This is a genomic window from Roseiconus lacunae, assembly GCF_008312935.1.
In the GTDB taxonomy this organism is placed as follows: domain Bacteria; phylum Planctomycetota; class Planctomycetia; order Pirellulales; family Pirellulaceae; genus Stieleria; species Stieleria lacunae.
The window spans coordinates 32,242-57,910 of sequence record NZ_VSZO01000016.1 but is presented as its reverse complement, the minus strand read 5'-3'; the positions used below and the strand labels follow the sequence as shown (position 1 = coordinate 57,910).

Sequence of the window (25,669 nt, the reverse complement as noted above, 5' to 3'; positions counted from 1 at the left end):
CGGCCGAGCGTGACGACGACATTTATCAGAATCACCCTCATGGGGGCAACGTAAGTCGTCTTTTCTTGGGAGGTTAGACAGGACTACACGAGTCGACAAATGAGCATCTTCGCCAAATCGGGGTTGCATTGATGGGTGGAGGATTGATACGTGGGAGGAGTGGTATGCGTCTGGTACGGCGCATCGCATTGTCGCGGCAAAACGCAAACGCTGGGACGGCATTCGAACCCGGAATCGGCCCACCAACGTTCCCACCATCGCTGCGGTGATCTTCGAGAAAGACGTTTCTTGGATACTGCGGTGGCGCGAAGGTAATGTTCGCTATTGATGGAAGGGGCGCGGAAATCGCTGAACGTGACGGTCGGTGCCTTCTGGCTTTTGCAAGCGTCGGTGGCGTCCACGACGGTCGAGGATCTCGATTAGGAATCTGAACCGCGCATTCGCGTCGTCCGGCGGATGGGGGCACAGATTGAAACTTTGTTTATACATGCGGTCGTCTCATGAGCTTCGGCAAGAAAAGCCCAGTGATCAAAGTTCCTTCAAGCAAAAGTCGCTTAAGCAATGACGATGCGATCTACCGCCAACTGAGTCGCGATGCGTGCTGTGATCAACCGCGATCAGAGTATCTTTGCCAAGCCGAATTTGATCGCATCGAGCAATTGCGTCCTCTCGAGCGATTCGAACTGAAACGAGTCTACCGCCAATTAGCACCGCCGACGATTTCGGAAGTGGATGCCGAGTATGGCGCAGTGATGCTATCACAAGGTGGTGGACTTTCGACCACGATTGTGCGGCGGGCGTTTTCTAGTCAAGGACCGTGGATTGGCAAAGGTTTTCGCCCGCTGACGGTGACCCGGGGTGAAGGTTACAACGTGTTTGGCGATCCATACGATCGACAAATCAAGCTGCTGATGGACACGTATATCGCACAGTCCAACGTGGCCGAGGGAACGGCGTACATCCTTGATTATCGCCAGCGCAACCGAGGTGCAATTTGTTGGCTGCGCGGGGAATTGCGTGTGCTTTCGGAAAATGTATTGCTGGGATTCGGAACCTTTGGGCCTTGGCGAAACAGTTTGCGTCGATTTCGGCGTTCGATTCCATTCTTGCTTTATCGCACCGGCGCGAGTGTCTTGCCGCTCTCGTCGACTCACGCAGCGTGACGGTGTCTCGGGATCTTGTTGATTTCATCTGCCGCAAACGCGATAGCGTGCGGTTCCTCAGCGCAAACCTGGGCCGATGCCCATTGGCTGATCGTTGAATCGCTTAATTCGATTCCATCAACAGGCCGCCGAGCCTTTCGGCACCATTCATTGGCAGCGTTCATCGGAAGTAGCGGAAGGTTTCGGCAGGATGATCCGCGGCACCGATACTATTGGCGGGCACCGTCGGCGCAGAAATCGGCTTGGTAACGGGTCGTTTGAACGACCACGTATGCAATCAGACTCGCCTGGATCCGGGAACGAATCTTTACAAAAAACCTGTTCGGGTCTCGGAACTACCCTCACCGTTACCGGTCATAAGGGGCGTGACCGCCGACACGAACCGGTGTAGCGAAGAAATTTTTTGTGAATTTAGAAAAGTTCTGTTCGGGTATCGAGCGAAAGAACTCACCCAATTTACCTGGCTTACTTTCGCCAGTCAGATTTGAGTGGGTGCCATTGACTTGCGTGTAACCCCTGGTTTGCTGGGGTGTTATGCAAATCCACTTCGTTTAGGACCACCGATCGGCGGGGTGATCAAACCAATAGCGAAATAACGCCCGTCCATCACTCGTTAAGGCTGGGCGGTCTTTCCCAGCTTCGGCAATCCGAAAATTCGGTATCGTTTACTCGTCTTGACCAGACGCTTCAGACGAGATAATCGTCATGGTTCATGGAGGACAAGCATTCGGCTATGAGTGCCGGATATTGTCCATGTCTTTTCATCCTTCTCTTTCCTGCGATTCGTTTCGACCAACTCCCGGACGCACGCCGGGATTCCATGTCAATGACTGACCTGGGTATCGCCCCATTGTTGATGCTCGCTGACTACCGCATTTCGACTTCCAGTTGCCGCGGCGGGTTCAGCTCACCCACCACTTATCGTTCCATGCTCGGGGGAATGTAATGCAGTCAATCGAAAGCCTACGATCGGTCCGTCTACGCGATCCGGCCCGTCAGGTCCTTTCAAGCAAGGTCAAAATTCAGCAGTCGGTTCAGTGTCGCCGTGCGATCACGGCCGAGGATTTCAAGCGGGCCGAAGAGTTTCGTCAGCACCGGTATCAAGAGGCTGGTTTATTGGGCGAATCTGACACCTCTTCGATCCAGACCGCTCGCAATCGTTCACCGGTGGTATTCGAAGAAGATCAGCACTGGCAAGCGTTGACATTTCTTGCCTTTCGAACGACTGAGTATTGGTTCGAGAGTCGACGTGGGCCGCGATTTAGTTCCGAGCCGAGGTTTAGAGGTGACCCGACACGAGACTCCCGAGAGGTGATTTGTGGTACGGTGACCATGTTGGTGTCACGCTCGGACCACTTAAGCGAGTCGTCCGACCATGTAGGCGTCGGGCGAGTTTGTCGGCTTGCGATCGAGCATGACCGCGGCGATTCGAAAACACCAACCAGCTACCGCGGAGTCTTTCTTTCGCTGACCGGTTTGATGCACCAAACGGCGATCGAACTTGGACTGAGCTACATGGACGCGATCGTTCATCCGCGGCATGCGAAACTTTACCGTCGCATTTTCAACGCCGAGCCGATCGGAAAGCCGTTTATTTGCCAAGAGGTGAGTGGCGCGCCGGGACAGTACATGCGGGCAAACATTGCCAAGCCAAGTCGTTTTCACCAACGCTTGCGTGATGGCTATGACAAAGGTCAGTTGAAGCAGACTGCAATCGCTAGCTGAGGCGAGTGGGCTCAAGGCAACTCAACCGAAAGCCTCGGCGGCTCTTGCTAATGAAGCTTGGCGTTGTTTCGGTGCCGATCCTTGTCGCGCTTCGTTTTCTTGGCCAAGTTCGCGCGCAGGGCTTCGGTCAGATCGATCCCCGATTGATTGGCCAAACAAAGCACGACGAATAGGACGTCGGCCAATTCGTCCGACAGTTCACCGGGCGTGTCCGTCGACTTGTAAGACTGTTCGCCACAGGTACGCGATAGAATCCGAGCCACCTCGCCGACTTCTTCGATCAGTTGGGCAAGGTTTGTCATCTCGTCAAAGTAACGCACGCCGATCGTTTGGATCCACTCGTCGACCCTTTGCTGGGCTCCGCGTAGCGTCAGTTCGTCAGGCGTCGATTCGGCGGGCATGTCATTCATTCATTTCTTAAGGCGTTACTTTTGCAGCAAAACGTAGGTTCCGCTTTTACCGGCGACGGCGAGGTCAACCTTTGCGTCGTCGTTTAAATCTTCGACAACGATTTGCAAGCCACAGCCGACGTGTCCTTCATCGATCGTGTGTCGGGTGAATTGTTTCAGCGTCTGATCCCAAGTGTAGTAGTACAAGCACGGAGGTTCGTTGCCGCCCGGGTCACGACTGTTGTGTGCGTAGTATCGTTTGCCGGTGATCAGTTCATTGTTCCCATCGCCATCGAGATCGGCCCAGGCGAGCGTGTGAGGTTGTGAATAGCTGTCGTCGATTTTGTGTTCTTTGAATTCAATCTTTCCGGTTGCTTCGTCCTTGCCGGTTTGCTCCCACCAGTAAAGTCCATAGTTGTGCCCGTTGCCGATGATCACATCGCTGTCACCATCACCATCGAGGTCATCGACGATCATTGGTAGGGAGCTATGGAGTTCCCAGTCGGCATGAAACGTCCAAGGCTGCGACCAAGGCTCGGAGGCGGGCTGTTCATACCAACCTTGGCCGACCAGCAAATCGATTCGCCCGTCGTTGTTTAGGTCACCGATTGCCACCCCGTGCCCGTTACCGACTTGGCCAACCGCGTGCCCGACCAAGTCATAGTTTGCGGATGCCGATTTCGTTTTTTTGTCGGCCGGCTTTACGGTCGATGTCTGCTTTTCAACTAGGCGATAGATAAACGCTGGGACATCTTTTTTCCAGCTGTTGACGATCCACTCGGGGCTCCCATCGCCATCAACGTCGGCGAACAATTGACCTTCGTTTTGAGATTGCTGGGTATCGAGCAACAGATGCTGCGGCCATTGTTTCCCGAGTCGCAGGGATTCGGCACCTGGGTTTTCGTACCAATAAACTTCGGTCGGCAAAAATGATCCGGCGATCACGTCCAACCGACCGTCGCCGTTGATGTCGAAAAGATAGTCGCCATTGCTTTGGACGTACCCGTTCCAGTCATCGATGTTGCGAAGCGGCCGAGCGGCCCAGTCACCGTTCCGAAACCAAGCTCGTCCGGCGACCAAGTCGGTTTTCCCGTCACCGTCCACGTCGCCCGCCGCGATACCTTCGTTCGCATCGAGGGCGAGCATGCGAATATCAAAGCGAATTGGTTCTTTGGCTCGAACGGTTCCGGCAAGCGAAGTCAATGCAACGACGGTGCTCAATAGGATCGCCCGAATCGTCCGCAGCGGTCGGGGAAATTCGATCGAAACACTGGGGGAAAAAATCGATAGTGGCATCGTAGGTCGAAGAGGTGGGAGAACACAGAAGGAAGGGGAGGCTGTGAAAACAAACATTCCACGCGGGCATTCTACATCGACCCGAAAAGTTTCTCAGTCCCGTTGATCGTCAATGTCGCGTCAGACCGAATTTGTTGAGAAAAACCAAAGTTTTCAATAAAAACTTACGGAGCGGCGCTACCGTCTGTCGCACTGACCCGACATGATGTGCATTCATGCTGCCGGCGGGGTGCATTCGTTTAGCGATTGGCAGCAATCAGTCTTCTCAGCCTCTTATCGGGTAACCACAAGCGTGATCAGCAACTCCATGAATGAGTCTGAGCTTGCGGAATTACGTGACCGCTCGTCCAGTCCGTCCGCAAAACGACAGGCGAAGACGACTGCAAATGACCCCGCCCGATACGCCAAAGAAACGCAGTACTCCAACGAAACGCTGTACGCCGAAGATTTATCCGAGGGGGATCGATGGGAAACCGAATTCCGAGAGATTTCCGGTAGCGACGTGAATCAATTCGCAGCGTTAACTGGCGACCACACCGCGATTCATGCTGACGGCACCGAGTCCCCCTTTGGGAAGCCGATCGCCCACGGGTTGTTGGGGCTGAGTGTTCTCGCTGGTTTGGGAACGCAATCTCCCAACGCGGCAACGCTGGCTTTGGTCAGCATCGACGAGTGGAAATTTTTAGCGCCCGTGTTTTTCGGAGACCGTGTCCGGGCCCGCAATGAGATTTTGACTATCGAGCCGCATGGCAGGCGGGCGGTGAAGGTGTTCTGGTTGCGCAGCTTGCTGAACGAATCTGAACGAGTCGTTCAGCAAGGCCAATTTGTCACAATCGTCGCGCGAAAGAACCGCGCCGCAAAGCCTCGATAGTGCTCCGTTAAGACCCAATGTTCGGGTTCGAGTCATCAGTCGACGAGCGTTTGCTCCGGTTGTTGCACCGAAACCGTGGCGAATGTTGACCGGTTAGTCGTTCATGTCAGGGATTGGCGATGCACCGGGTACCGAAAGCTGTGCGGTCAGTCATTCAATCGAGGATCTCGGCGGAGATATTTTGAACACCCTGCGAACCCTGATTGGGTGGGGTTGTCTTATCCCGGTGAAGCCTTCAATTCGAGTCCAGCCGGAGAACGTGACGTGATTTGAGCATGCATTGGTAAGATCGGTCCACGACGTGCTACATCGGAACATTGGTGTTTCGATCTGCCAGTCATGATTGGTTATAATCTGGTGGACCGCATCCTCGTTCGTTTCCATTCCCGATGCATCTTTGAGGCCCCTTTTTTAAGTGCGCGAACAACACACTGTCATTGATGACACCCCTGAACGCAGCGTTTTGGCTCGATTAATCCTGCCAGAGAACAGCGTTTCCGACGATCCGCTGGAAGAGCTGCACGGTTTAGCCACGACCGCCGGAACCCAGGTCGTTGGCGAGCTGATTCAACGACGTTCCACTATCGATCACGGAACGTACCTCGGACGCGGCAAGGTTGACGAGCTGCGTGAGATGGTCGAAAAGACCAAGGCTGACGTTGTTATTTTTGACAACGAATTGAATCCGGGGCAGACTCGTAACCTGGAGAAAGCGATCGGTGTCAATGTGATCGATCGCACGGAGTTGATTCTGGATATCTTTGCCGCCGGGGCGCGAACTCACGAATCGCGTTTGGCCGTCGAGTTGGCTCAACTCGAATACTCGTTACCACGATTGAAACGAATGTGGACCCACCTCTCGCGACAAGCGATGGGGGTTGGGATGCGTGGTCCGGGTGAGAAGCAACTTGAAGTTGACCGTCGTTTGGCTCAGAAACGTATCCACGATCTGAAGCAAGAACTGAGCAAGGTTGAATCGCGGCGGCAACGGCAAGTTGCTTCGCGTCGTGACGCCCCAACGGTATCGTTGGTGGGCTATACCAACGCCGGCAAAAGCACATTGATGAATGCGCTAACTGAGGCGGAAGTGCTGGCCGAAGACAAGCTGTTTGCGACGTTGGACACAAGGACGCGCCGTTGGCATCTTCCTCAATGGGGAACTGTGCTGCTGAGCGATACGGTAGGATTCATCCGTGACCTTCCGCACTCGTTGGTGGCAAGTTTTCGATCGACGCTTGAAGAAACCCGGCAAGCCGACTTGTTGTTACACGTCGCCGACGCCAGTAACCCAGACGTGTTCGCGCAAATCAGCGCCGTTTACAAAGTGCTTAGCGAACTTGAGATCGAAGAGAAGGACACGCTTCTGGTGCTCAATAAGATTGATGCGATCGAGTCACCGGCGATGTTGAACCGAGTGCTCGATCGCTATCCGAACGCGGTTCCTGTCAGTGCCGCGGATGGAAAAGGCTTTGAGTCGCTGATCGAAGCGGTTGGAGACGCATTGGGGCGCGAATTCATCGACCTGGACGTTGAAGTTCACCCTGGGAATGGAAAGTTGCTGGCGTTCTTGGCGGCGAAGGGCGAAATCGCTTCGCAGACCTTTGAATCCGAAGTCGTGCGGTTACGCGTCCGGTTGCCCGTTTCGGCACTCGGACCGGTACGCCAAGCAGCGATCTCGTATCGCGAGGTCAATGATCGCCGAGCTTCGCGTGAGCAAACGATCGATGAATCATCCGTCGCACCGATCGACGTGGCTGATGAAGTCAGCCCACCCTCGGCGTCTGATGTTGCATGATCGGATTCGGCCGTCGGTGGGATCCGACAGGAAAACTGGCAGTTGTGACGGGGGCCAGCAGCGGAATCGGGCAATCGATTGCAATGCAGCTCGTGAGTCGTGACTGTCATGTGATCGCCGTCGCGCGTCGCCAGCAACGATTGGACGAGCTGGCGGAATCTTACAGTGATCGATTCACCCCGGTCGTCGGTGATATCACATCCGAGTCGACGCGACAGAGAATTGTCGACACGGTCGGGAGTCACGGTCGAAGTTTAGATCTGTTGGTCAACAATGCCGGAGTCGGTGCGATTGGCCCCTTTGAATCGGCTTCGCCGGAACGGCTGAGGGGAGTGATGGAGGTTAATTTTTTCGCCGTCGCCGAACTGACGCGTTCCCTCCTGCCGATGTTGCGCCGAAGCAGTGACGCGGTGATCTGTAATGTCAGCAGCGTCTTAGGGCACTGTGCGGTTCCTGACAAAAGCGAGTACTGCGCGAGCAAGTTTGCGCTGCATGGATGGTCCGATTCGTTGCGTGCCGAATTGGCCGATCAATCGATCGGGGTCACGTTGGTCAGCCCTAGCACGACGCGTAGTGAGTTCTTCGATGTTCTCGTCGATTCCGGGGACGCGGTCAGTAAGAGTCTGGGAAGTTGGCCGCCACAACGCGTGGCTCGGGCTGCGATCAAGGCGATCGAAAGGCGGCGTAGTGAAGTGATCTTGAGTGTCGGCGGTAAACTGCTGGTCTACGCGGATCGGCTGTGTCCACCACTGATGGCGCGGGTGCTTAGGAAGCGTGAGCAGTAGTAGTAGGAGTCAATCGAACGATAAAAGAGATCGGCGACTAGCGGTCGCCGCCGAGGCTTTCGGTGATTGGCGGTTGGACGTTTGTCCCGTAGGCTGCACTTAACGGTGGCCAACGCCATTGGGCTGATGTTAAATTTAGATTTTGGTGAAGCACCCGCTGTCTCAACGATCATCATTCCTGTTCCTTCCCCCCCGACTTCCACGTTCAATGAAAGATTTTCAAATCGTCCCGACCGAAGATGAATTGAATGCGATGGAACGCGACCTTTCGTTTCATCCTTCGACCAACACCTCGCCCAAAATTCTTACCACACAGCAGGTGCAACAGTTCAACGAGGAGGGCTATGTACGACCGCTGAACATCTTCGATGAGAACGAGATCAGTGAGATTCGTGCCTACTTTGACGATTTGCTCGCACGCGTCGTTTCCGGCGGAGGGAACAGTTACTCGATCAGTTCGGCGCACCTGAAGTATGGTCCGGTGCACGATATTTTGACCGACCACCGGATCGTCGACCCGGTCGCTGATCTGCTCGGCGACAACGTGATCGGCTGGGGCTCACACTTTTTCTGCAAAATGCCCGGCGATGGAAAAGCCGTTGCTTGGCATCAGGACGCGAGCTATTGGCCATTGTCACCCAGCAAGGCGGTGACGGTATGGTTGGCGATCGACGACGCGGACCTGGAAAACGGCTGCATGAAGTTTATTGCCGGTTCTCATACCAAGGGGCACATGACCTACCGACCGAGTGATTCGGCAGAACACAACGTACTGAACCAGACAATCGAAAACCCGCAGCAATTCGGAACCGAAGTCGACGATCCACTGAAAGCGGGACAAGCATCGATCCATGCCGACTTATTGCTTCATGGTAGCGAAGCAAATCATTCAGACCGACGTCGGTGTGGGCTCACGTTGCGGTACTGCAGCGCCGACGTTCATGCGGACTTGGGCTGGAACGAAAAAGGTGTCCATGTTCGTGGGGCCGATCCGAGCGGCCACTGGTCCGATCAACCACGTCCTGCTACGCAGTAGCATTCTGTTGAAATGAAAATATCCCGATGGGAACGATACCGTTCAACCATCGGGATACTTGTTCGTCGCTGGCGTGGCCGATCAAAGTATTGGTAGCGTCCGCCGCCAAGGCTTTCGGTGACCGGCCATCGGTACCGGTTGGGGGCACCTAATCGTGGCTAACGCCATTCGGCTAACCGTCGGTAACGCCATTCGGCTGATGTTGTCGGTCGCGGCAACTACGTCGCGGGCTACTCTTTCTCTTTCTTTTCTTTCAACTCGCCACAGTCGGCGATTTCGATTGGCAAACGGACGGCACCGGTGGGCGACGATCCAAGCGATTCGATTCGCTTGACGACTTCCATCCCATCGATCACGCGACCAAAAATCACGTGTTTGCCGTTCAACCAAGGGGTTTCAACGGTGGTGATGAAGAATTGTGAGCCGTTGGTGTTTGGACCGGCGTTGGCCATGCTCAACAAACCGGGACGGTCGTGCCCGAAGGAGAATTTTTCGTCGGCGAATTTTTCGCCGTAGATGCTTTCACCACCCGTTCCGTTGCCGGCGGTGAAGTCGCCGCCTTGCAGCATGAACTTGGGGATCACGCGGTGGAATTTACTTCCCTTGTAGTGCAAGGGGCGTCCCGATTTACCGACGCCTTTCTCGCCGGTGCACAGGGCCCGGAAGTTCTCGGCGGTTTTTGGAACGTCGTCACCAAACAAGCCCATGACGATTCGGCCAGCGGGTTCGCCGTTGATTTCGATGTCAAAGTAAACCGTATCGGTTACGTTTGCTTCGCCAGGATTCTTCAAAGAAGTGTCGTTGCTCATAGTGAAGGTCGTGGACAGTGCCACGATCAGGGCCAGGGTAATTCGCATGGAGAAATTGTCCGTCGGGCAGGGAGTCTACAACGATCGCGCCTTACCGACCACCGGTCCTGATCCGGGTCAGCGTCGACGCTGTTTTTCATTTAATCGTATTATCTCCTATCCCGTCGTCATGGCTAGACCAGCCTTGGGTTTCAATTCCATCTCGTTAGCCAGGGAATTCGCCAGGAGGCACCCTGTAGGCGGGTTGGAAAGAGGACGCCGCGATGCCGGGCAATGGCGGAACCGAGAACAGGCCCCGCAGCTTACCTCGTCGGCTGACCAGGACGTACATCCGTTTCTAACTGAACAGCGACGTCAACGCTTGGGCTTTGACTAATTCACGCGGTTGATTGAGGTGGTTGTACACGATGGTTTCGGGGTGGATACCGAACGAGTGGTAGATTGACGCCAGCATTTCGGATGGGTGAACGGGATCTTCGAGTGGGGCCGAAGCCGTTTTGTCGCTTTTACCGTGCACGTAGCCGCGACGGGTGCCAGCCCCCGCCATAACGGCGGTGTAGCAGTACGGCCAGTGATCGCGGCCATCATCGGAGTTGTTGTTGCCGCTCGTGCTGACACCACGTTGCGGGCTGCGGCCGAACTCGCCGACGGCGACCACGAGCGTGTCTTCCAACATTCCACGTTCATCGAGGTCACGGATCAGAGTGCTCAGTCCGGCGTCAAGCATCGGCGCCGACTGATCTTTCATGCGCTTGCTTAGGCCGGAATGGTGATCCCACGAATGGTTGTCACTGTTTGCAACTTTCGGCCAAATCACCTCGACCACACGTGTCCCTGCTTCGACCAAACGCCGTGCCAGCAAGCAGCTTTGACCGAAGGTGTTGCGACCGTATTCATCGCGCAGTTTTTCGGATTCGGCACCCAGATCGAATGCTTCGCGAGCTCGGCCGGAAACGATCAGCGACAACGCTCGATCATAGTATTCGTCTAGTTCTAGGTCTTCGACGGCTTTGTTGATGTGTGGCATCTGTGAATTCAGCAGGCCACGTAACTGGGCGCGCCGTTTCAATCGGACGCTGAATACCTCGGGGCGAAGCTTCAGGTCATCAATTTTGATGCGGCTCATCTTATCCATATCCATGTCATCCCCGTCGGGATAAAGCGTGTATGGATCGAACGACTTCCCTAGAAATCCTGCGGTCCCGCCTTTACCGACCACGTTTGATTCCTGCAGCGGTCGAGGCAGCATCACGAATGGCAACATCGGTTCTTCGACCGGTTGCATCTTGATGATGTTGCTTCCGAAGTTCGGGAAATCTTTCGGCGACGGCGGTTCCAGTTGACCCGAAGGGCTGACCTTGTCGGTCGTGTAACCCGTCATCATCTGATAGATCGCCGCGGTGTGATTAAACAAACCGTTCGGCGTGTAGGACATCGATCGAATCATAGTGAACCGATCGTTCAACTGCGACAGACGCGGCAAGTTCTCTGTGAACTTGATACCTGGCAACTTGGTGCTGATCGGTTTGAATTGACTCTTGACGTTATCGGGAACATTTTCTTTGGGGTCCCACAAATCGAGATGACTAGGGCCGCCTTGCAGGTAGACCATGATGATGCTTTTCGCCTTACCCCATCCCGGACCGCCGCCGACTAGTTCGCTCGCAGAAGCGTTTTCGAGTTGAATCAATGACGGCAGGGACAAACCCAGCATCGAACATCCGCCGACACGTAGGAATGTGCGGCGAGTCTCGCGTAGGTGGTTGTCGCAAAGATCTTTCGCTGGGAAACCCTTGAAAGAAAGCATGACAGATTCTCCGGATAGGAAATCGATTCGGCGGCGGTGGTGACAGTGGGTCATGTCGTGACCGTCTTCGCAACAGTCACGACGCGATCGTTGAACAAATCAGTGATTGAATAAAAATGCGGGGCTATTGATGAGCGCCCAGGTCAGATCCTCGGCGGCTGTCAAACGGATCTTTTCAATTTGTTGCTCGCTGAACTTCGCGTCCTCTCGCAAGCGAACCAAACTGGGATCGTCGGGAGTGGGTTTGGAAAGTCGATCGCGGAGCTTTTCCAGGCGGACGGTTTCGGCGTCGCGTGGAACCGCTTTTTTGGCTGCGGCGACAGCTTCGATGGCTTGTTTTCTTTCGGCATCATTTTTACCGACGAAGTCAACAAGTGTTTTTTTAGATTCGTCGCTACGATTCGCTTTGGGGGTCAGTGCGATCGCTTTCAGTCGGTCAGAGAGATCCAGCGGGATGTCACCATCGACGGTCGTCGCACTGATGCGAAATTTGCCCAAACGGTGATCTTTGGCGTTGTGGTATTGATGCAATTGAATTTGCAGCAGTGCCCCAGACGGGTTCTCGATTGGTTGTTTGAACTTCAACGTTGCCCATTGATCCATTCCGGTGGCCCCGGCGATCGCCCATCCACGCTGATCACGGGGGTTTCCGTCGAAGGTGGCTTCAATGGTAAACCCGCCTTGTAAGAATGACGCGTGTCCGCTGGCGATGGCGACTGGTTTCAACTCACCGGGTTGATCTTGCGAAGCCGACTTAACTTCAATTTCCGTGATGACAAAATTTCCATTTGGCGGCAATCCAGGACCGCCGGCAGGCAACGACGGATCTGAAATCGCTTCGAGCCGCAGTCCGGTGATGTGCTTGAGCGACGTGGGGAACTCCAACGTGTACGTTCCCTTGTCGGAGTTTTCGCTGGCGGTGATCACGCGGTCGGGACCGATCGCGAATTTGGCTTTATTTGTGGAAGTCGCTTTGTTGGCCAGCAACGGATGCCAGTCGATTCCGTCACGGTGTTGTTTGACGAACTCGTCCGCTTTGGCGTCCAGTTTTCCGTTGGCCGTTTCGAGTTTCTTTTCGGCTTCGGCGATCCGTTGTTCTCGCTCTTTGGCCAATCGGTCTTGTTCGGGCTTTGCGGCTTCAATACGTGCGGCGAGCTGTGCTTTCGCTTCGTCCAACTTTTGCATTCGAAGCGACTCGAGCTCAGCCTTTTGTTCGGACCATTGAGCTTCGGCTTGCGCAAGCTGCTGCGTCAATGCTTCGTGGTCAAGTTGGATTTGTTGCTTCACTTGCTCGAACGCCGCATACTCAGCCTCGGTGGGTTCACGCCCGATCGAACGTAAGAATATCTCGTTGGCCAGATCACGGTCGTCTTGATTGTCCGCGACGATGCGTTCCAGTTCGTTTTGTGGATCGGCGATCGCGGAAGCCACCGTCGGTCCACCGATCAACGCCATGATCGGCCCGAGTTGCAGGTCGCTCGACCGTTCGCATTCGCACGCACTTTCGCGAACCGGACGCCCCAGGTTTTGCAGGAAGCCGTCGGCCAGTTTCACGCCGGCGTCGGTGATCGCGGCGGCCCGCGTGCCCTTGGGCATTCCTGGGATTTCGGTCGTCGATCCGGTCAACGCGTGCACGGCATCGTAGATCACTTCGGCTGGCAGTCGTCGCGGAATCGCCCGGGCGTAGTTCAGCGTGTCGTCTTCGTTGAATGGATTCGTTTCGACGTTCAACTGATACGTTCTGCTATTACAGATCTCGCGTAGCGTGCTACGTATGTCGAAGCCTGAATCGACAAAGCGTTCGGTCAAATAATCGAGCAGAGCGGGATTCGTTGGTGGGTTACCGGCGCGGATGTCATCGATCGGTTCGATCAAGCCTTTGCCAAGCAGGTATCCCCACAAACGATTGACAAATGACTTCGCAAAGTAGGGGTTGTCGGCATCGGTCATCCAAGCGGCTAAGCGTTCACGCCGCGTCGCATCGTCTGGTATTTGGCAGTCGACCTGGTAAGGAAACTCAGGTGCGGTAACTTTGCCGGTACGGGCGTGAACGATCTCACCTTCGTTTTTATCGACGACCTTTTCGTACAACGGTTTGGCACCTTCGACGGCTGTCCCACCGATACGCTTGTTTCCAGACTCGGGGTCTTTTTGCAAATCGACGCGGGCGAAGTACGCCGCCATTTCGTAGTACTGGTCTTGGGTCCAACGCTCAAACGGGTGATCGTGGCACTTGTTGCAATTGAATCGAATGCCGAGGAACAAGTGCGTCGTGTTCTCCATCGTGTCTTCTGGATTCCGAAGCACCTTGAAGTAGCTGGCTGCGGGGTTTTCACGATTGGATCCCTTCGCGGTTAAGATCTCGCGAACGAATTGATCGTAGGGTCGATTCTCGGCGACCGCGTTACGGATCCATTCACGAAACGCGCGGCTTCCTTCGACGCCAAGGAACTTGCGATTCACTTGAAGCAAATCAGCCCATTTGTTCGTCCAATAGTCAAACGAAGCTTCGCTGCTCAGTAACCGATCCACGATCTGAGCGCGTTTTTGGCGTGTCGGAGTCGTATCATTCAGGAATGCCCGAACCTCTGCGGCGGTCGGTGGCAATCCAGTTAAATCCAGGGTGACGCGCCGCAAAAACGTTGCGTCATCGCACAGGCCACTCGGGACCACTTTGACGCGATCCCATTTTTCGGCGACCCTTTCATCGATCGGGCCCCACGTTTCATGATCGGACGGTTGATAACCTTCACGATCGCCCATGACAGTCATCGTCGTCGCCGCATACCGTCCTTCGAAGCGAGCCAAAATCGGTGCTTCACCGCGACGGATCGCCTTGAGCAACCCGGAGCCCGATGAAGTCGCTACCTCGGTGTTGCCGCTCTCGACGAATGCTTCCCGTGTCACATCACGGGTCGTATCATCGCTGTAGTAGGCGAGTAAGCGAACCTGCTGTTGGCTACCGATCGACTGAACGACCGGGTTAAGCGGGTAGATTTCCAGTTTGATAACACGCGGCGATTGTTCATTCAGTTGACACCCGTTTGCGATCCAGCGACGAAGAACGGAGTGGTACGGATCGCCTGCGGTCATCAGCACGCCGCCTTCGTGGGGAGTCAATCCAAGGGGTTTTCGCAGCATCAGAGAATCTTCGGGGGCCGACGCGTTGATTCGTCGGGCAGCTAAGTCATCGGTCAACGCTCGCACATCGAAGATGGGGTCATAGCCACGGAGGGAGAGTTTGAATCCGTTCTTACCTTTCTGGGCTCCGTGGCAGGTGCCCTGGTTGCAGCCAAGTCGACTGAGCACTGGGTTGACGTCTTTGACGAAGTCGACGTGTTCGGCGACCTGTTCCGTTGAACCTGAAATGCCCGACGCCTTAATCGGTACGACGACCTGATGCTGGCCGAGTGACACCGTCAGCTTTGCGTCAGTGTCCTGCGTCGGCCAAACCAATCCATTGTTCGTTGTCACAATCCCTTGCGTTGTCTCCAGTGTCACCGCGCGGGTCGCATCGATCAATTCGCCATTCGCTTTCTTTGCAGTGACGACCAACTGGGTGTAGTCATACGGTGAGTCGGATTCGATCGTAGTCGGGTAGACGTCGATCGAAACGATGCCGCCAAGATCAAGTTTTTCAGGTTCCGTTTGACGCATGGTTTTCAGAAACGCCATCGCGTCGAAGCGGCGTTCTTCAGCATCACCCGAATCGAAATCGATCGGAAGTCGAATCGGTTCAAGTTCGCTGCCATCTGCGGCGACACGACGGACTAATCCTTGGTCCGTCGTGACATACAAGGTGTCGTCGGGACCGAACGCGATCGAGTAGGCGACTTGACCGCCGAGCTGAACGGTGGTCAGTTCTTTGGTCTCTTGCTCGCGATACTCGGCGACCTTTTTCTTTTCTTCGGCTGACCGATCGCTAATTCGCTTCGCAATGATCTTTTTCAGTTCATCCGACAGTTTCGTGTCGAAGTCGAATCCCCAGACGCGTAATTGGGATGTGCCATTTAGCGTCGCGACGGCCGCGATTCGATTTCCGTCGGTGCTAAAGTCGACATCAAAAATACGCCCGTCCAATTTCGACAGCTTTCGGATCAGGTTCGCATCGTCACCGATCTTTCGTGCGGTCTCACGAAAGATACGATAGACCTTCGCGACTCCATCGGCACCACCGACGACGATCTCATTGCGCTTCGGGTGCATCGCGATGCTGTTTAGTCCACCGGAAAGAGCACCGGGGGTAATCGAAGTCACGTTGTCGACAAAGCGTTCCGTTGCTACTTCGGTCAGTTTGCAAGACATGTCACGGGCGACAGAAACGAGATGACTGCCATCGGGTGAAAATGCCAAGTCTCGAATCCAATCTTCGTGGGCTCCTTGAAACAATACTTGTTCGCCCGACGTAGTGTCGATCGCCCGGACGACGTTGTCGGCCGCACCAAAGGCCAACTTGGTTCCGTCCGGCGACCAAGCGGCACCACACAACGCATCGTAGGTCACCGTTTTCGACAGTAACAGTTCATGAGTCTTCGTGTCCCAAATTTGGACTTCTCCTTGTTCTCCAGGCGATCCGCCGACGGCTGCCAATCGGCTTCCATCTTGCGAGAAACTGACGGAGTTCATGCGTGGACTCATTCCGACCAGTCGAGTACGCAGTGTCCCATCGGCGGCGTCAAGCAAAAAGGTTTCGTGATAGCCGCCGATGGCGATCAATTTTCCATCGGGGGAAACGTCGATCGAAGTCAACGATGGCTGCGCCTGATAAGTCGGAAGGTGGTCTTTGTCGAAACGTTGACCATGATCGGTGCGATCGTCGATCGCACCTTGTTTGATCCAACGACCGATGAGTTGGACTTCGGTTTCGTGCAGTGGCTTCGCAGGGGCCTTGGGCATTTCCGCGACGCCGTCGTGTGACGTTACCAATTCGATGAGATAGCTTTTATCGGGCTTACCGGGAACGATTGCCGCTTGCTCGGATTCGCCGCCCGCGAGCAAGCTTTCGAAATCGGTCATTCGGTAATCGCCGAGTTGCTTCGCGCCCTGATGGCAACCGAAACAGTTCTTTCGAAGGATCGGTTCGATCTGTTTGTCGTAACTGACCTTTGCGGTCGATGAATCGGGAGTCGATTCGTTCGCGCCGGCGGATGGTAGGTTCGCGGCGTTGTGACAGACCAGCCCGATCAGGGTCGCCAACACGAGCGGGTTGATCAAGCAAGAAAATAGGGGCGGGATTGCTTGTTTACATCGCGATGCCAGCGGCAGGGCGCGCGCAACCACAACACTGACGGCGGGATACATTGTCTTCACGTTGGATACCGGGGTTCGCAAACATCTCGGTTCCGTGTCTGATCAGACGGTATAACCTGCGCATTGACAGCCTTAGTCAATCAGGTCGCCGGCATCTGAACAAACGCAGAACGTTCTTGGATGACCAGCGCCAGTCCGACACAATTAGCGACGTCATTTCTAGACTCGCTCGTGAAGGTAGCCCAGCAAGGGGGCAGGCGGGAGTCGCCAGCGACAGTTAATGCCGTCGACGACACCATTCAGAGTACTGAATGACCTACGCCCCGTCAATCTTTTGTTTTCAAGCCTGCCCGTATCGGGCACTCTGGCGGATGCCGCTGAGGCTTCACCGTGGCTAACGCCATGCAGATGTTGGTGGTAGCGGACGCCGCCGAGGCTTTCGGTTCACGACCCGCCAAACTTTTTTTGGCCTGCTTCGATGATGATTTCAAAGTCGGCATCGAGGTCTGCATTCACGCCTCGCAGTCCGGCGACGACGTCTTGACCCCAGCGAAAGTATTCGGCTTGCCGTTCGGTTGACCAGGCCAACGGAGGGTCGATAAGCAACGAACGCAAGTTGCAGGCTTTATCGGCCAGCTTAATTTGTTTGGCTCCGGCAGTCATGTTGGGAGCGTGCACGACTTGCAATCGTTTCCGCTCCGCTTTTGGAAGCGATTTGTCGTCGGTGCACTCCATCACGAAACCTGTCACTTCATCGCCAAATCGTTCACAAAGCTCGGCTTCGCTGGTATCGGTATCCTCGACCGTGTCATGCAAAATCGCCGCGACCAAGATTGACGTGTCGGTTACGTTACCGACTTGGGCAAGATGTTCTGCGACTTCGATCGGATGATTGATGTAGGGCGTTCCCGCTTGATTTTTGCGACGCTGATCGGCGTGTTTTTCCGCGGCGAATTTGACTGCGGCAAGCAGTTCGGCGGTAGCCGGCGAAGGGAAGGTGTTTGGGTTCATTCGGATAACCATTCGGCAGCTTCGGGAGCGAAGTAGGTCAAGATTCCATCGGCCCCGGCACGCTTAAAACCCAGCAAACTTTCTAACGCGACTTGCTTGCGATCAAGCCAGCCGAGTTGTCCGGCGGCCGAGAGCATCGCGTATTCACCGCTAACCTGATAGACAAACGTTGGGACGTTAAATGTCGCTTTGACTCGGCTGACGATATCCAAGTAGGGCATGCCCGGTTTGACCATCACCGTGTCGGCGCCTTCGGCCAAGTCGAGCGCGACTTCTTGCAGGGCTTCGTCGCCTTGGGCCGGTGATTGTTGGTACGTCTTCTTGCTTGCACCACCCAAGTTACCTTTCGAACCGACGGCATCGCGAAACGGGCCATAGAAGGCGCTCGCATACTTGGCGGCATACGACATGACTTGAACGTTGTTGTGTCCGGCGGATTCAAGGGCATCGCGGATCGCGCCGATTCTGCCGTCCATCATGTCACTCGGGGCGATGACGTCGCATCCTGCATCGGCTTGAATGATCGTTTGCTTTCGTAGCATGTCGACCGTTTCGTCGTTGACCACGTCACCGTCACGAACGATTCCGTCATGTCCGTGAATCGAGTACGGATCGAGTGCGACATCGCAGATTACCCCCAACGAATCACCGACCGCCTGTTTAATCGCTCGAACGGTTTGGCAAACTAAGTTGTTGGGATTGATCGCTTCGGCGGCGTCTGCGGTTTTGAGTTCGGGGGGCGTGGCCGGAAACACCGCGATTGCCGGAATTCCCAAATCCACCGCCCGCTTTGCCGCATCAACGACGCGATCCGTTCCCAAACGATCGACACCGGGAAGAGAATCGATCGGCTGAGTTCCTGATCCCGGATGGACAAAGATTGGCCAAATCAAATCGTCGATCGACAACATCGATTCGGCGACTAAACGGCGAGACCAATCGAATCGACGAAGACGCCGCAAGCGCGTACGAGGAAAAAGGCCGCGAACAAAATCAGTCATCACCCAAAAACTCCAAGTATGTCAAATCACAAATCAATCGCTACGTTTGCCGAGCAGAGGGCGACTCTCTTGGTGGCATGTTGAGTAAATCGACAAACATAACTTCAATATTGTCACTATGACAACGATTGCTTCGCGCATAAAAAAACGCTGGCCAGGGTTGCGGAACCACTGGCCAGCGTAACTTTCTGCGTTCGGTTGAACTAGGCGTGTTACAGACCTCGCTCTTCTGCAAACGACTTGATGCGATAGATCCGTTGTTCTTCGACCGAATCTCTTACCTGCAACTTGCCATTACTGTCGATCATCAAGATCATGCCGGGGGAGGTCAGATCTTCGTTTTCCTTGCCGGCGACCGGGAGGGGAACACCGCCTTCGATGTCGACGATGGTTGTTGCCGATTCGATAATCGCCTCGCCGGTCTTCTTGACCTCTAACGTGATTGGGTCGACGACATCGGCCGATTCGACCTTCTTGCTAAGCACGGTTCCTTCGGTCGCCTTCATCGTTGTCGGAACGAACGTTCCCAGGCGAATATCAAAGCTGCTGGCGACGACGTCGGCGGTGGGCGATTCGCCCTCGGCAACGATCATCCTGGTGCCCAGCCTGAGATACTTGGACTTCTCAGATTTTACCGGTCCGACATAGGAACGATCAAATTTCGCGGGCAGCGAAACGGGTTCACTAATGTCGCTCCAATCGCTCCAGCGAGTGAATTCGCGTTTTTGGTTCTGTTCCGCAGCCGCGGCGAGCGATACGACGCGTTGGTACGCGTCGGGGGCGAGCGTTTTGCCTTTCGGTTGCAGTTCAGGTTTCTGAGGGAAGTTGGGATCGTTGACCCCAAAGCGAACGCGGTAAACATAGGTTTTTCCGGGCCGCGGAATGTTTGGATCTCGTTTCGCGCCCCGCAGGTAAGCGAAGTCGTAGAAGCGTAGCAATTTGTAATCGACTGGATTCTCCTCGGCCGGTTGACCTTCCATACCGCGGGAGCCTCCGCCGTAGCCGCCGTACCCCATGTCGTCACCCATGCCCATGTCCATCCCCATGTCCATGCCATAGCCCATGTCGTCCATGCCGCCGTAACCGCCGGCCATGTTGTGCGTCGCACCTCCGGCGATATCGACTTGGAACTTGCTCATGTCGACCGGACCACTGTTTTTCGCCTTCTGGGCTTCACGGTCCATTTCTTCCTGCATCAATTCGCGTTGGGTCTTCAACGGAATCAGCGGGTGCGTCGCAATATCGGTGTAGGGATCAAGCAAAACCGGTGGGACCCACATCGTGACACCCGGAATCCAGTAATCACGTGGGATGACCTCGGGGGCGAATCCAGACCAATAGTTGGCGGCGTTTACGATCGTTTTTTCGTTGGTGTCACGAAGGATCCAATCCTCTTCGGTCAACGCGTCAACGGACTTGTTGGTGACGTCGGCACGTTGAACCTGATAGGCCAGGTATCGCGGCAAGTCACGTGTGCGTGGGTTGTAGCCAGCCGAATACGAAAGCGCCTCTTGATACGACTTGATCAGGTCTGCGTGTGGAATCGCGGCCGACCCGGCGATGAACAGGCCGATGCCAGGAACAGGCGGTTGTTCCTCGCCGCTACCGAGTGACCGGGTTGCTTCGGCTTTGGTCCCTAGGTTCTTGTCAGGGGAAAGTTTGCGAATCGGGCCGCTTGCCGCTGCACCGGCTCCAATCCCCGAAGGACCGCCGCCCATTTCCATCATCATTTCCATCTCGTAACCCATGTCCATGCCGCCTTGGTCTTCCATGCCGTACATGTCGGCCATGCCATTGTTGCGGCGGCGACTGCGTCGTGATCTGGGTTTTTGCTCGACGACTTCGACCGGATCGGCTGGTTCCAACTCGGACAGTGCATACAAGCCGTCTTTCGAGCGAAACGCCATTGATGCGATTACGCCTTGAACTCGGATGCCCTCAGGTTTTCCCAGCTCGGGGTCTTGCCGTCGCACTTTGTTCGCGGCGACTTTGCTAGGTTCCCAGAGTTCGGGCGTGTACATCGATGCCGGGATGGCATTGAGAAACTTGCTTTGGGCTTCAGCGATATCGAACTCGGGTCGGCGACCATCGAGCACTTGCTCGGTGTGATCATTGTCGACTTCGTTACGGACTTGATTGGCGCGGGTCGTCAGGTTTTCCGGATCGCGAGTTTTCCGGATATCTTCTTTTCCGTAGCCCACCCAGACCAAAAATCCGGACATCGCGACCACGATCAGCACGATCAACTTTTCAAAGTTGTAAAGCGCAAAGTCTTTTAGTTTGTCGGAATCCATAACTTGTCTCGCGTGGGAGTGCGACAGTTTAAACGTGTATTGGAGAAGAATCGAAAAGCCGGCGAAAACGCCGAGGGCAAGAAACCGCTAGGGCTGAGCCGCGGCCGGGTTCGTTGGCGAGGCCGGAGCGGTGGTGCCACCGTCCGCCGGTGGCGTTGCGTCCCCAGGGTTTGCTGTCGGAGGGGTGTTCCCCGCGGGCGCGGCTGGGGCCGCCGGAGTCGTGCCATTTTCAGGCGTGGCTGCGGGCTGACCAGGTTGGGTGCCTGCCGGTGTTCCCGAGCCTGCCGGCGGTGTGGTCACTTCGGCGGGAGAATCATTTGGATTGGGGAGCGCGTCGATGACTTCGGCAGAAGCATCGATCGTCACTTCTTCCTGGTCTTGGACTTTTTCGACGCCCAACGCTTCGGTGCTCGGTGGGTTCCAGAAATAGATCAGGCCATAGATTTCGACGTCCAGATCGGTCGCAAATTCTTCATCCTTGCCGGCGTTGATGCCGCCTGCCATGCCACCGCCACCACCGCCGCCCATTCCCATGTCCATGCCCATTCCCATTTCCATTCCGCCCATCATGTCGTCATAGCCCATGTCACCGCCCATACCGCCCATTCCACCGGCGGCGCTGGACGCGCCTTTGGGCATGACGCGAACTTGGTGAACGTCGACCATCAGTGGCGCGTTGCCACAAGCGGCGAGCAATTCAGGAATACTTTGCTGTTCCATCTGCAACTTCATCATCACGGGAACACGTTTCGCGACTGCGATGGCGACTTGTGAGGGATCGTTGCTCAAAAATGCGCTGCGTAACGTGGCCGCATCGATTGGCTCGAATGCCGTGTTAACGTATCGACCGTCGCCGGGGTCGGTCGCTTCGACGGTGCTACCAAGTCCCATCGAGCTACCCGGGTCCATCGAGTCGTAATCACCGCCCATGCCCATGTCATCGTAACCCATGTCCATGCCCATCCCCATTCCCATGTTCATCGCACGGGAGCCGGGATCGGAGATGGTGCCTTCGTCAAAGGTGACCGACTTTCCGATCCCCATCGCCTTGATCTCACGAATCTTTGCCTCGAACGCTTGCTTCGCATCGCCATTGACGTTCGCGATGATTTGCAACATCTGCTTGAGGATCCAAAGGTTTTCCTGGGAATAATAAACGTCCAACTCTGACGGATTATCTTTGGTACCGCGCCAAGGAAACATGTCCTTTAGGATGGATTCCTGACTTCCGATGCTCCACTTCACCACGGGTTCGTCGGTGGATCCAGAGATATTCACTTTCACGCGTGGCCCACCGGCTCCCATCGACATGCCCATGCCGCCCATCATGTCGTCATAGCCCATATCACCACCCATGCCGCCCATCCCTCCGGTCGGACGCTTGTTGAAGTCCGCCTTCCACTGGGCCTTTGCGATCGCGGCAATCTCGGGCAACACTTCACCGATGTAGCGTTCGTAACGACGCAGAAGTTCAGGGTTGACGTTCTCATGTTCTTCGTTGCCGAATTCTTCATATTGCTCGAACGGCAACTTCAACTTCGACTCATCGACTTCGCCGGTTTCTTCGTCGCGGGCATACTGAAACTCGTCCAGAAATTCTTTTTGCATCACGGGGGGCCAAGTCAGAATGTCTCGCTGTGCATCGAAGACATTTTGCCAAGCTTGCATGACCTCGCCCTTCCGCTCTTCGATCATGCCTTCCATCAATTGATGCGACAGATCGTTGGGTTGGGATGGCATCTCGCCGCTGTAGCTGGTGACCTTTTGGAAGTCCGAGTTGATACTGGAGATCTGTTTGGAGATCTCCTGATCGAGTGTGCTGGTCGAGAGATACCAAACCGACACACCGCCGAGCAAAACAACGGCACTGCCGATCCAGAAGCCGTACTTCATCGCGACGGCAAGGGCTTCTTTGACTTGGTCCATGATTCGATCAGTTGGGTTGAAAAGTGTGACGCGAGTCGAACGTGGTGACGAGAGCGGGAAGAGTCGAGGTCAAATGACTTAGGGGGTTGAGGCAACCGGTCCGTCTCCGGTGGTTGCGTCGGTCACGGGCTGGCCGGCAGCCGGATCAACCGCGGTTGGAGCCGTTTCATCTGGGGCCGCGCCGTTTGGTGCAGTGCCGTCTGGCGCAGTGCCGGGTTCATCTGCGTTCGTTCCGGCCGGGTCGGTGCCAGCAGGTTGACCGCCAGTCGGATCGGTTCCGCTAGGATCTGCGGCGGCTGGACTTCCTGCGGTCGGATCCGTTGCCGTGGTGGCGGGATCGACGGCCTCGCCATTGGCCGCGGCCAACTCGGCAGCTTCGGCTTCTTTGAGTGCCTTTTCTTCGACGCGTTCGCTGTAGGTTTTTGGCGTCCAAACGAACTGGAAGACGAAGTCCAAACGGCGGGGCGTAAAGAACTGTGGCTCCGCATCGGGATCCTGTTCTTGGCCTGCCGCTGGATTGGTCGCGGCCGCGGCGCCGGTGGTTCCCGCCATCGGGGGTTCGTAATCCGGGTTCGGGATTTTCGTTTCGTACGGCGTCTCGATGTTCAGAACCAGCGGGTGACTGATGCCCAGTTCTGCCGGCGTGTACGTCTTGATGTCGTTTGGATCGTTGGGGTTGGGCAACCGAATGATTCGATTGGCGACATCCTGTGGCAACTTGCTTGGATCTCGGAACGCCGTGGTCAGGTACCGCCGGGTGTGGTTGTTGCCATCCAAACCGACTTTGGTGTCATCGTTGAAATAGTGATAGCCTTGCAGTTCGATCACCCAAGCCGGTCCGACCGGCGGTTCGATCGTGCCACCGGCCGCAATTTCCTCTTCGGTCTTGGGGACTTTCATGGCCGCTCGCCAGTCTTTGTCCTCTTTCTCAAAGCGTTCTTCTCGTTTTTCGAACCATGCGGTCAGCGCGGCTTCGTCGTAATACTTCGTTTCGAATGACGTGATGTGGAAATCGATTCGTTCTTCGTAGGGCAGTTCTTTCGGCGAAGGCAACTGGCCGTCTTCGTATTTTGCACGCGGAATCATTTGATTCACGCCACGCAGCAGTTCCATCCACAGAACGCGTTTTTCTGCGTCACCGGCGATTTCTTTTCCGACGGCGTTTAGGTACGTCAGCGTTTTGTCCAGCTTGGAGTCCTGATCACGATGGTCATCGGCGTAGCTGGCCATGTTGGCGACCGCTTGGCTGGACGATTTCCAGATGTCGTCGTGGCTGGTCTGCCAGCTGTGCTGGGTAAAGTAAAAGTTGGTCGACATTCCAAACAGCAAGCAAGCCAGTGCCGCGACGGTCCACGGTTTCTTGGCCCGGATCATCCGCTCGGTGATGATTTCCTGGGGCACCAAACTGGCGTGGACTTGCGACAGTCCCAATCCTTGCAGACACAGTCCGTAGCATACCGAGAACGTGGTCGCGTTATCGCGGAACGCCGGCATCGAAAGCACATCTTCGCCGCTGAGTCGATTGAAGCGGTCGAGCACGTGGACTTCGAAGCCAAGGTTCTTGCCCAGATAGGCTGCCAAGCCGGGCATCTTCACCGTGTTTCCGGTTACCAGCAACTCGCCGATTTCGGCTTTGCGATCGATACTGCGGAAGAACCCGATCGAGCGTTGGACTTCGGTAACCAAGTCATTGAACACCGGACGCATCGTCTGGAAGATCAGCTTGGGGTCGACCGCTTCACGTGCGTTCCGTTTGATGTGCTCCGCCTTGGCGAAGGTCATCTTCAGGTCTTTGGTCAATTGGCGGGTGAAGTGGTTACCGCCGATCGGCATACTGCGCTGCCAAATTCGGAACCCGTTGGTGACGATTAAATCAGAGCTATCTGTCCCGATCGACAACAACACACTTGATTGCGGCGGATCGTCGGCGTTGAAAACCTCGCCCTCGAGTCGCTCATTCATTCGGTCGTACGCGACCATGTTGTAGAGCGCGATCGGCGACAACTGGACAACATCGACTTCCAGATTCGCATCGTTGAAAGGCTGCATCTGACGCTTCGCCTGCTGCTGCTTCATCGCAAACAGGCCGACTTCGCAGTCCAACGCGTATCCGTCTTCGACCATGCTGCCGGGCATCATCTGGTAATCCCAGACGACTTCGGACAAGTCGAACGGGATTTGTTGCCGGGCTTCGTAGCGTACCAGGTCAGAAATCTTCTTGACTTCGACCGGCGGCGGTTTGAAAAACTTGGACAAACCGCTTTGCCCGGGCACGCTCATGCAAATCTTCTCTCGCATGCCGTCGTTACGCTCGATCAACTGATTGAGCGCGTCGGCAATCAGCTCTTCCGGATCCGCTTCGGGCTGACTGAGGATTTTGGGGTATTCGATCAGGTCAAACGCATCGGCAACCACTTCACCGTCTACCAGCGAGCAGCGCAATGCTTTGAGAGCCGATTGGCCAATTTCGATTCCCCAAACCGATGAACTTTTTGCCATAGTGCTGAATGC

Annotated in this window: 16 protein-coding genes; 6 read left to right on the top strand and 10 right to left on the bottom strand. The window is 55.4% G+C overall.

Annotated features, from left to right (window positions below; all coding sequences use genetic code 11):
- Positions 1 to 524: 524 nt before the first annotated feature.
- Both FYC48_RS20675 and FYC48_RS20670 read left to right on the top strand, forming a co-directional pair.
- Positions 525 to 1,163 carry a hypothetical protein gene (locus FYC48_RS20675; RefSeq protein WP_149498700.1) on the top strand — a complete coding sequence of 213 codons (639 nt, stop codon included), beginning with the start codon at positions 525 to 527 and terminating at the stop codon, positions 1,161 to 1,163.
- Positions 1,164 to 2,108: 945 nt separating this feature from the next.
- The gene (locus tag FYC48_RS20670; protein WP_149498699.1) at positions 2,109 to 2,888 is read left to right on the top strand and encodes an N-acyl amino acid synthase FeeM domain-containing protein; all 780 of its coding nucleotides are present in this window, start codon (positions 2,109 to 2,111) and stop codon (positions 2,886 to 2,888) included.
- A gap of 47 nt (positions 2,889 to 2,935) precedes the next feature.
- Here the strand turns inward: FYC48_RS20670 and FYC48_RS20665 are convergent, their stop codons facing one another.
- Together FYC48_RS20665 and FYC48_RS20660 are read right to left on the bottom strand one after the other, a co-directional pair.
- Complete coding sequence (locus FYC48_RS20665; RefSeq protein WP_149498698.1) at positions 2,936 to 3,289, bottom strand: nucleotide pyrophosphohydrolase; 354 nt, start codon at positions 3,287 to 3,289, stop codon at positions 2,936 to 2,938.
- Between the two features lie 24 nt (positions 3,290 to 3,313).
- A complete protein-coding gene (locus tag FYC48_RS20660) occupies positions 3,314 to 4,423 on the bottom strand; it encodes an FG-GAP repeat domain-containing protein (protein WP_230773699.1) in 1,110 nt (369 codons plus the stop codon).
- 457 nt (positions 4,424 to 4,880) lie between these two features.
- On the opposite strand from FYC48_RS20660, the gene FYC48_RS20655 reads away from it, so the two are divergent.
- From FYC48_RS20655 to FYC48_RS20640, 4 genes are all read left to right on the top strand, one after another.
- Complete coding sequence (locus FYC48_RS20655) at positions 4,881 to 5,444, top strand: MaoC family dehydratase (protein WP_160149668.1); 564 nt, start codon at positions 4,881 to 4,883, stop codon at positions 5,442 to 5,444.
- A 415-nt stretch (positions 5,445 to 5,859) separates the two neighbouring features.
- Positions 5,860 to 7,239, top strand: coding sequence for a GTPase HflX (gene hflX, locus FYC48_RS20650; protein WP_149498695.1), 1,380 nt, complete (start codon positions 5,860 to 5,862; stop codon positions 7,237 to 7,239).
- Positions 7,236 to 8,024 (top strand): SDR family NAD(P)-dependent oxidoreductase, encoded by a 789-nt coding sequence (locus FYC48_RS20645; RefSeq protein ID WP_149498694.1) that lies wholly within the window; start codon positions 7,236 to 7,238, stop codon positions 8,022 to 8,024. The genes hflX and FYC48_RS20645 overlap by 4 nt, the downstream gene beginning before the upstream one ends.
- A 208-nt stretch (positions 8,025 to 8,232) precedes the next feature.
- Complete coding sequence (locus tag FYC48_RS20640; protein WP_149498693.1) at positions 8,233 to 9,060, top strand: phytanoyl-CoA dioxygenase family protein; 828 nt, start codon at positions 8,233 to 8,235, stop codon at positions 9,058 to 9,060.
- Positions 9,061 to 9,290: 230 nt separating this feature from the next.
- On the opposite strand, the gene FYC48_RS20635 is transcribed toward FYC48_RS20640, so the two are convergent.
- The 8 genes from FYC48_RS20635 to pilM form a co-directional block, all read right to left on the bottom strand.
- Complete coding sequence (locus tag FYC48_RS20635) at positions 9,291 to 9,869, bottom strand: peptidylprolyl isomerase (RefSeq protein WP_200836660.1); 579 nt, start codon at positions 9,867 to 9,869, stop codon at positions 9,291 to 9,293.
- A gap of 337 nt (positions 9,870 to 10,206) precedes the next feature.
- Positions 10,207 to 11,676 (bottom strand): DUF1501 domain-containing protein, encoded by a 1,470-nt coding sequence (locus FYC48_RS20630; RefSeq protein ID WP_149498691.1) that lies wholly within the window; start codon positions 11,674 to 11,676, stop codon positions 10,207 to 10,209.
- A 99-nt stretch (positions 11,677 to 11,775) separates the two neighbouring features.
- Positions 11,776 to 16,977, bottom strand: coding sequence for a DUF1549 domain-containing protein (locus FYC48_RS20625; protein WP_149498709.1), 5,202 nt, complete (start codon positions 16,975 to 16,977; stop codon positions 11,776 to 11,778).
- Between the two features lie 393 nt (positions 16,978 to 17,370).
- Positions 17,371 to 17,937, bottom strand: coding sequence for an HD domain-containing protein (locus tag FYC48_RS20620; protein ID WP_149498690.1), 567 nt, complete (start codon positions 17,935 to 17,937; stop codon positions 17,371 to 17,373).
- On the bottom strand, positions 17,934 to 18,938 hold the full coding sequence (gene hemB, locus FYC48_RS20615) for a porphobilinogen synthase (RefSeq protein WP_149498689.1): 1,005 nt from the start codon (positions 18,936 to 18,938) through the stop codon (positions 17,934 to 17,936). The genes FYC48_RS20620 and hemB overlap by 4 nt, the downstream gene beginning before the upstream one ends.
- A gap of 212 nt (positions 18,939 to 19,150) precedes the next feature.
- On the bottom strand, positions 19,151 to 21,232 hold the full coding sequence (locus FYC48_RS20610) for a hypothetical protein (protein ID WP_149498688.1): 2,082 nt from the start codon (positions 21,230 to 21,232) through the stop codon (positions 19,151 to 19,153).
- 87 nt (positions 21,233 to 21,319) lie between these two features.
- Positions 21,320 to 23,158 carry a hypothetical protein gene (locus FYC48_RS20605; protein ID WP_149498687.1) on the bottom strand — a complete coding sequence of 613 codons (1,839 nt, stop codon included), beginning with the start codon at positions 23,156 to 23,158 and terminating at the stop codon, positions 21,320 to 21,322.
- Positions 23,159 to 23,236: 78 nt separating this feature from the next.
- Positions 23,237 to 25,657 carry a type IV pilus assembly protein PilM gene (pilM, locus tag FYC48_RS20600; RefSeq protein WP_200836659.1) on the bottom strand — a complete coding sequence of 807 codons (2,421 nt, stop codon included), beginning with the start codon at positions 25,655 to 25,657 and terminating at the stop codon, positions 23,237 to 23,239.
- Positions 25,658 to 25,669 lie beyond the last annotated feature (12 nt).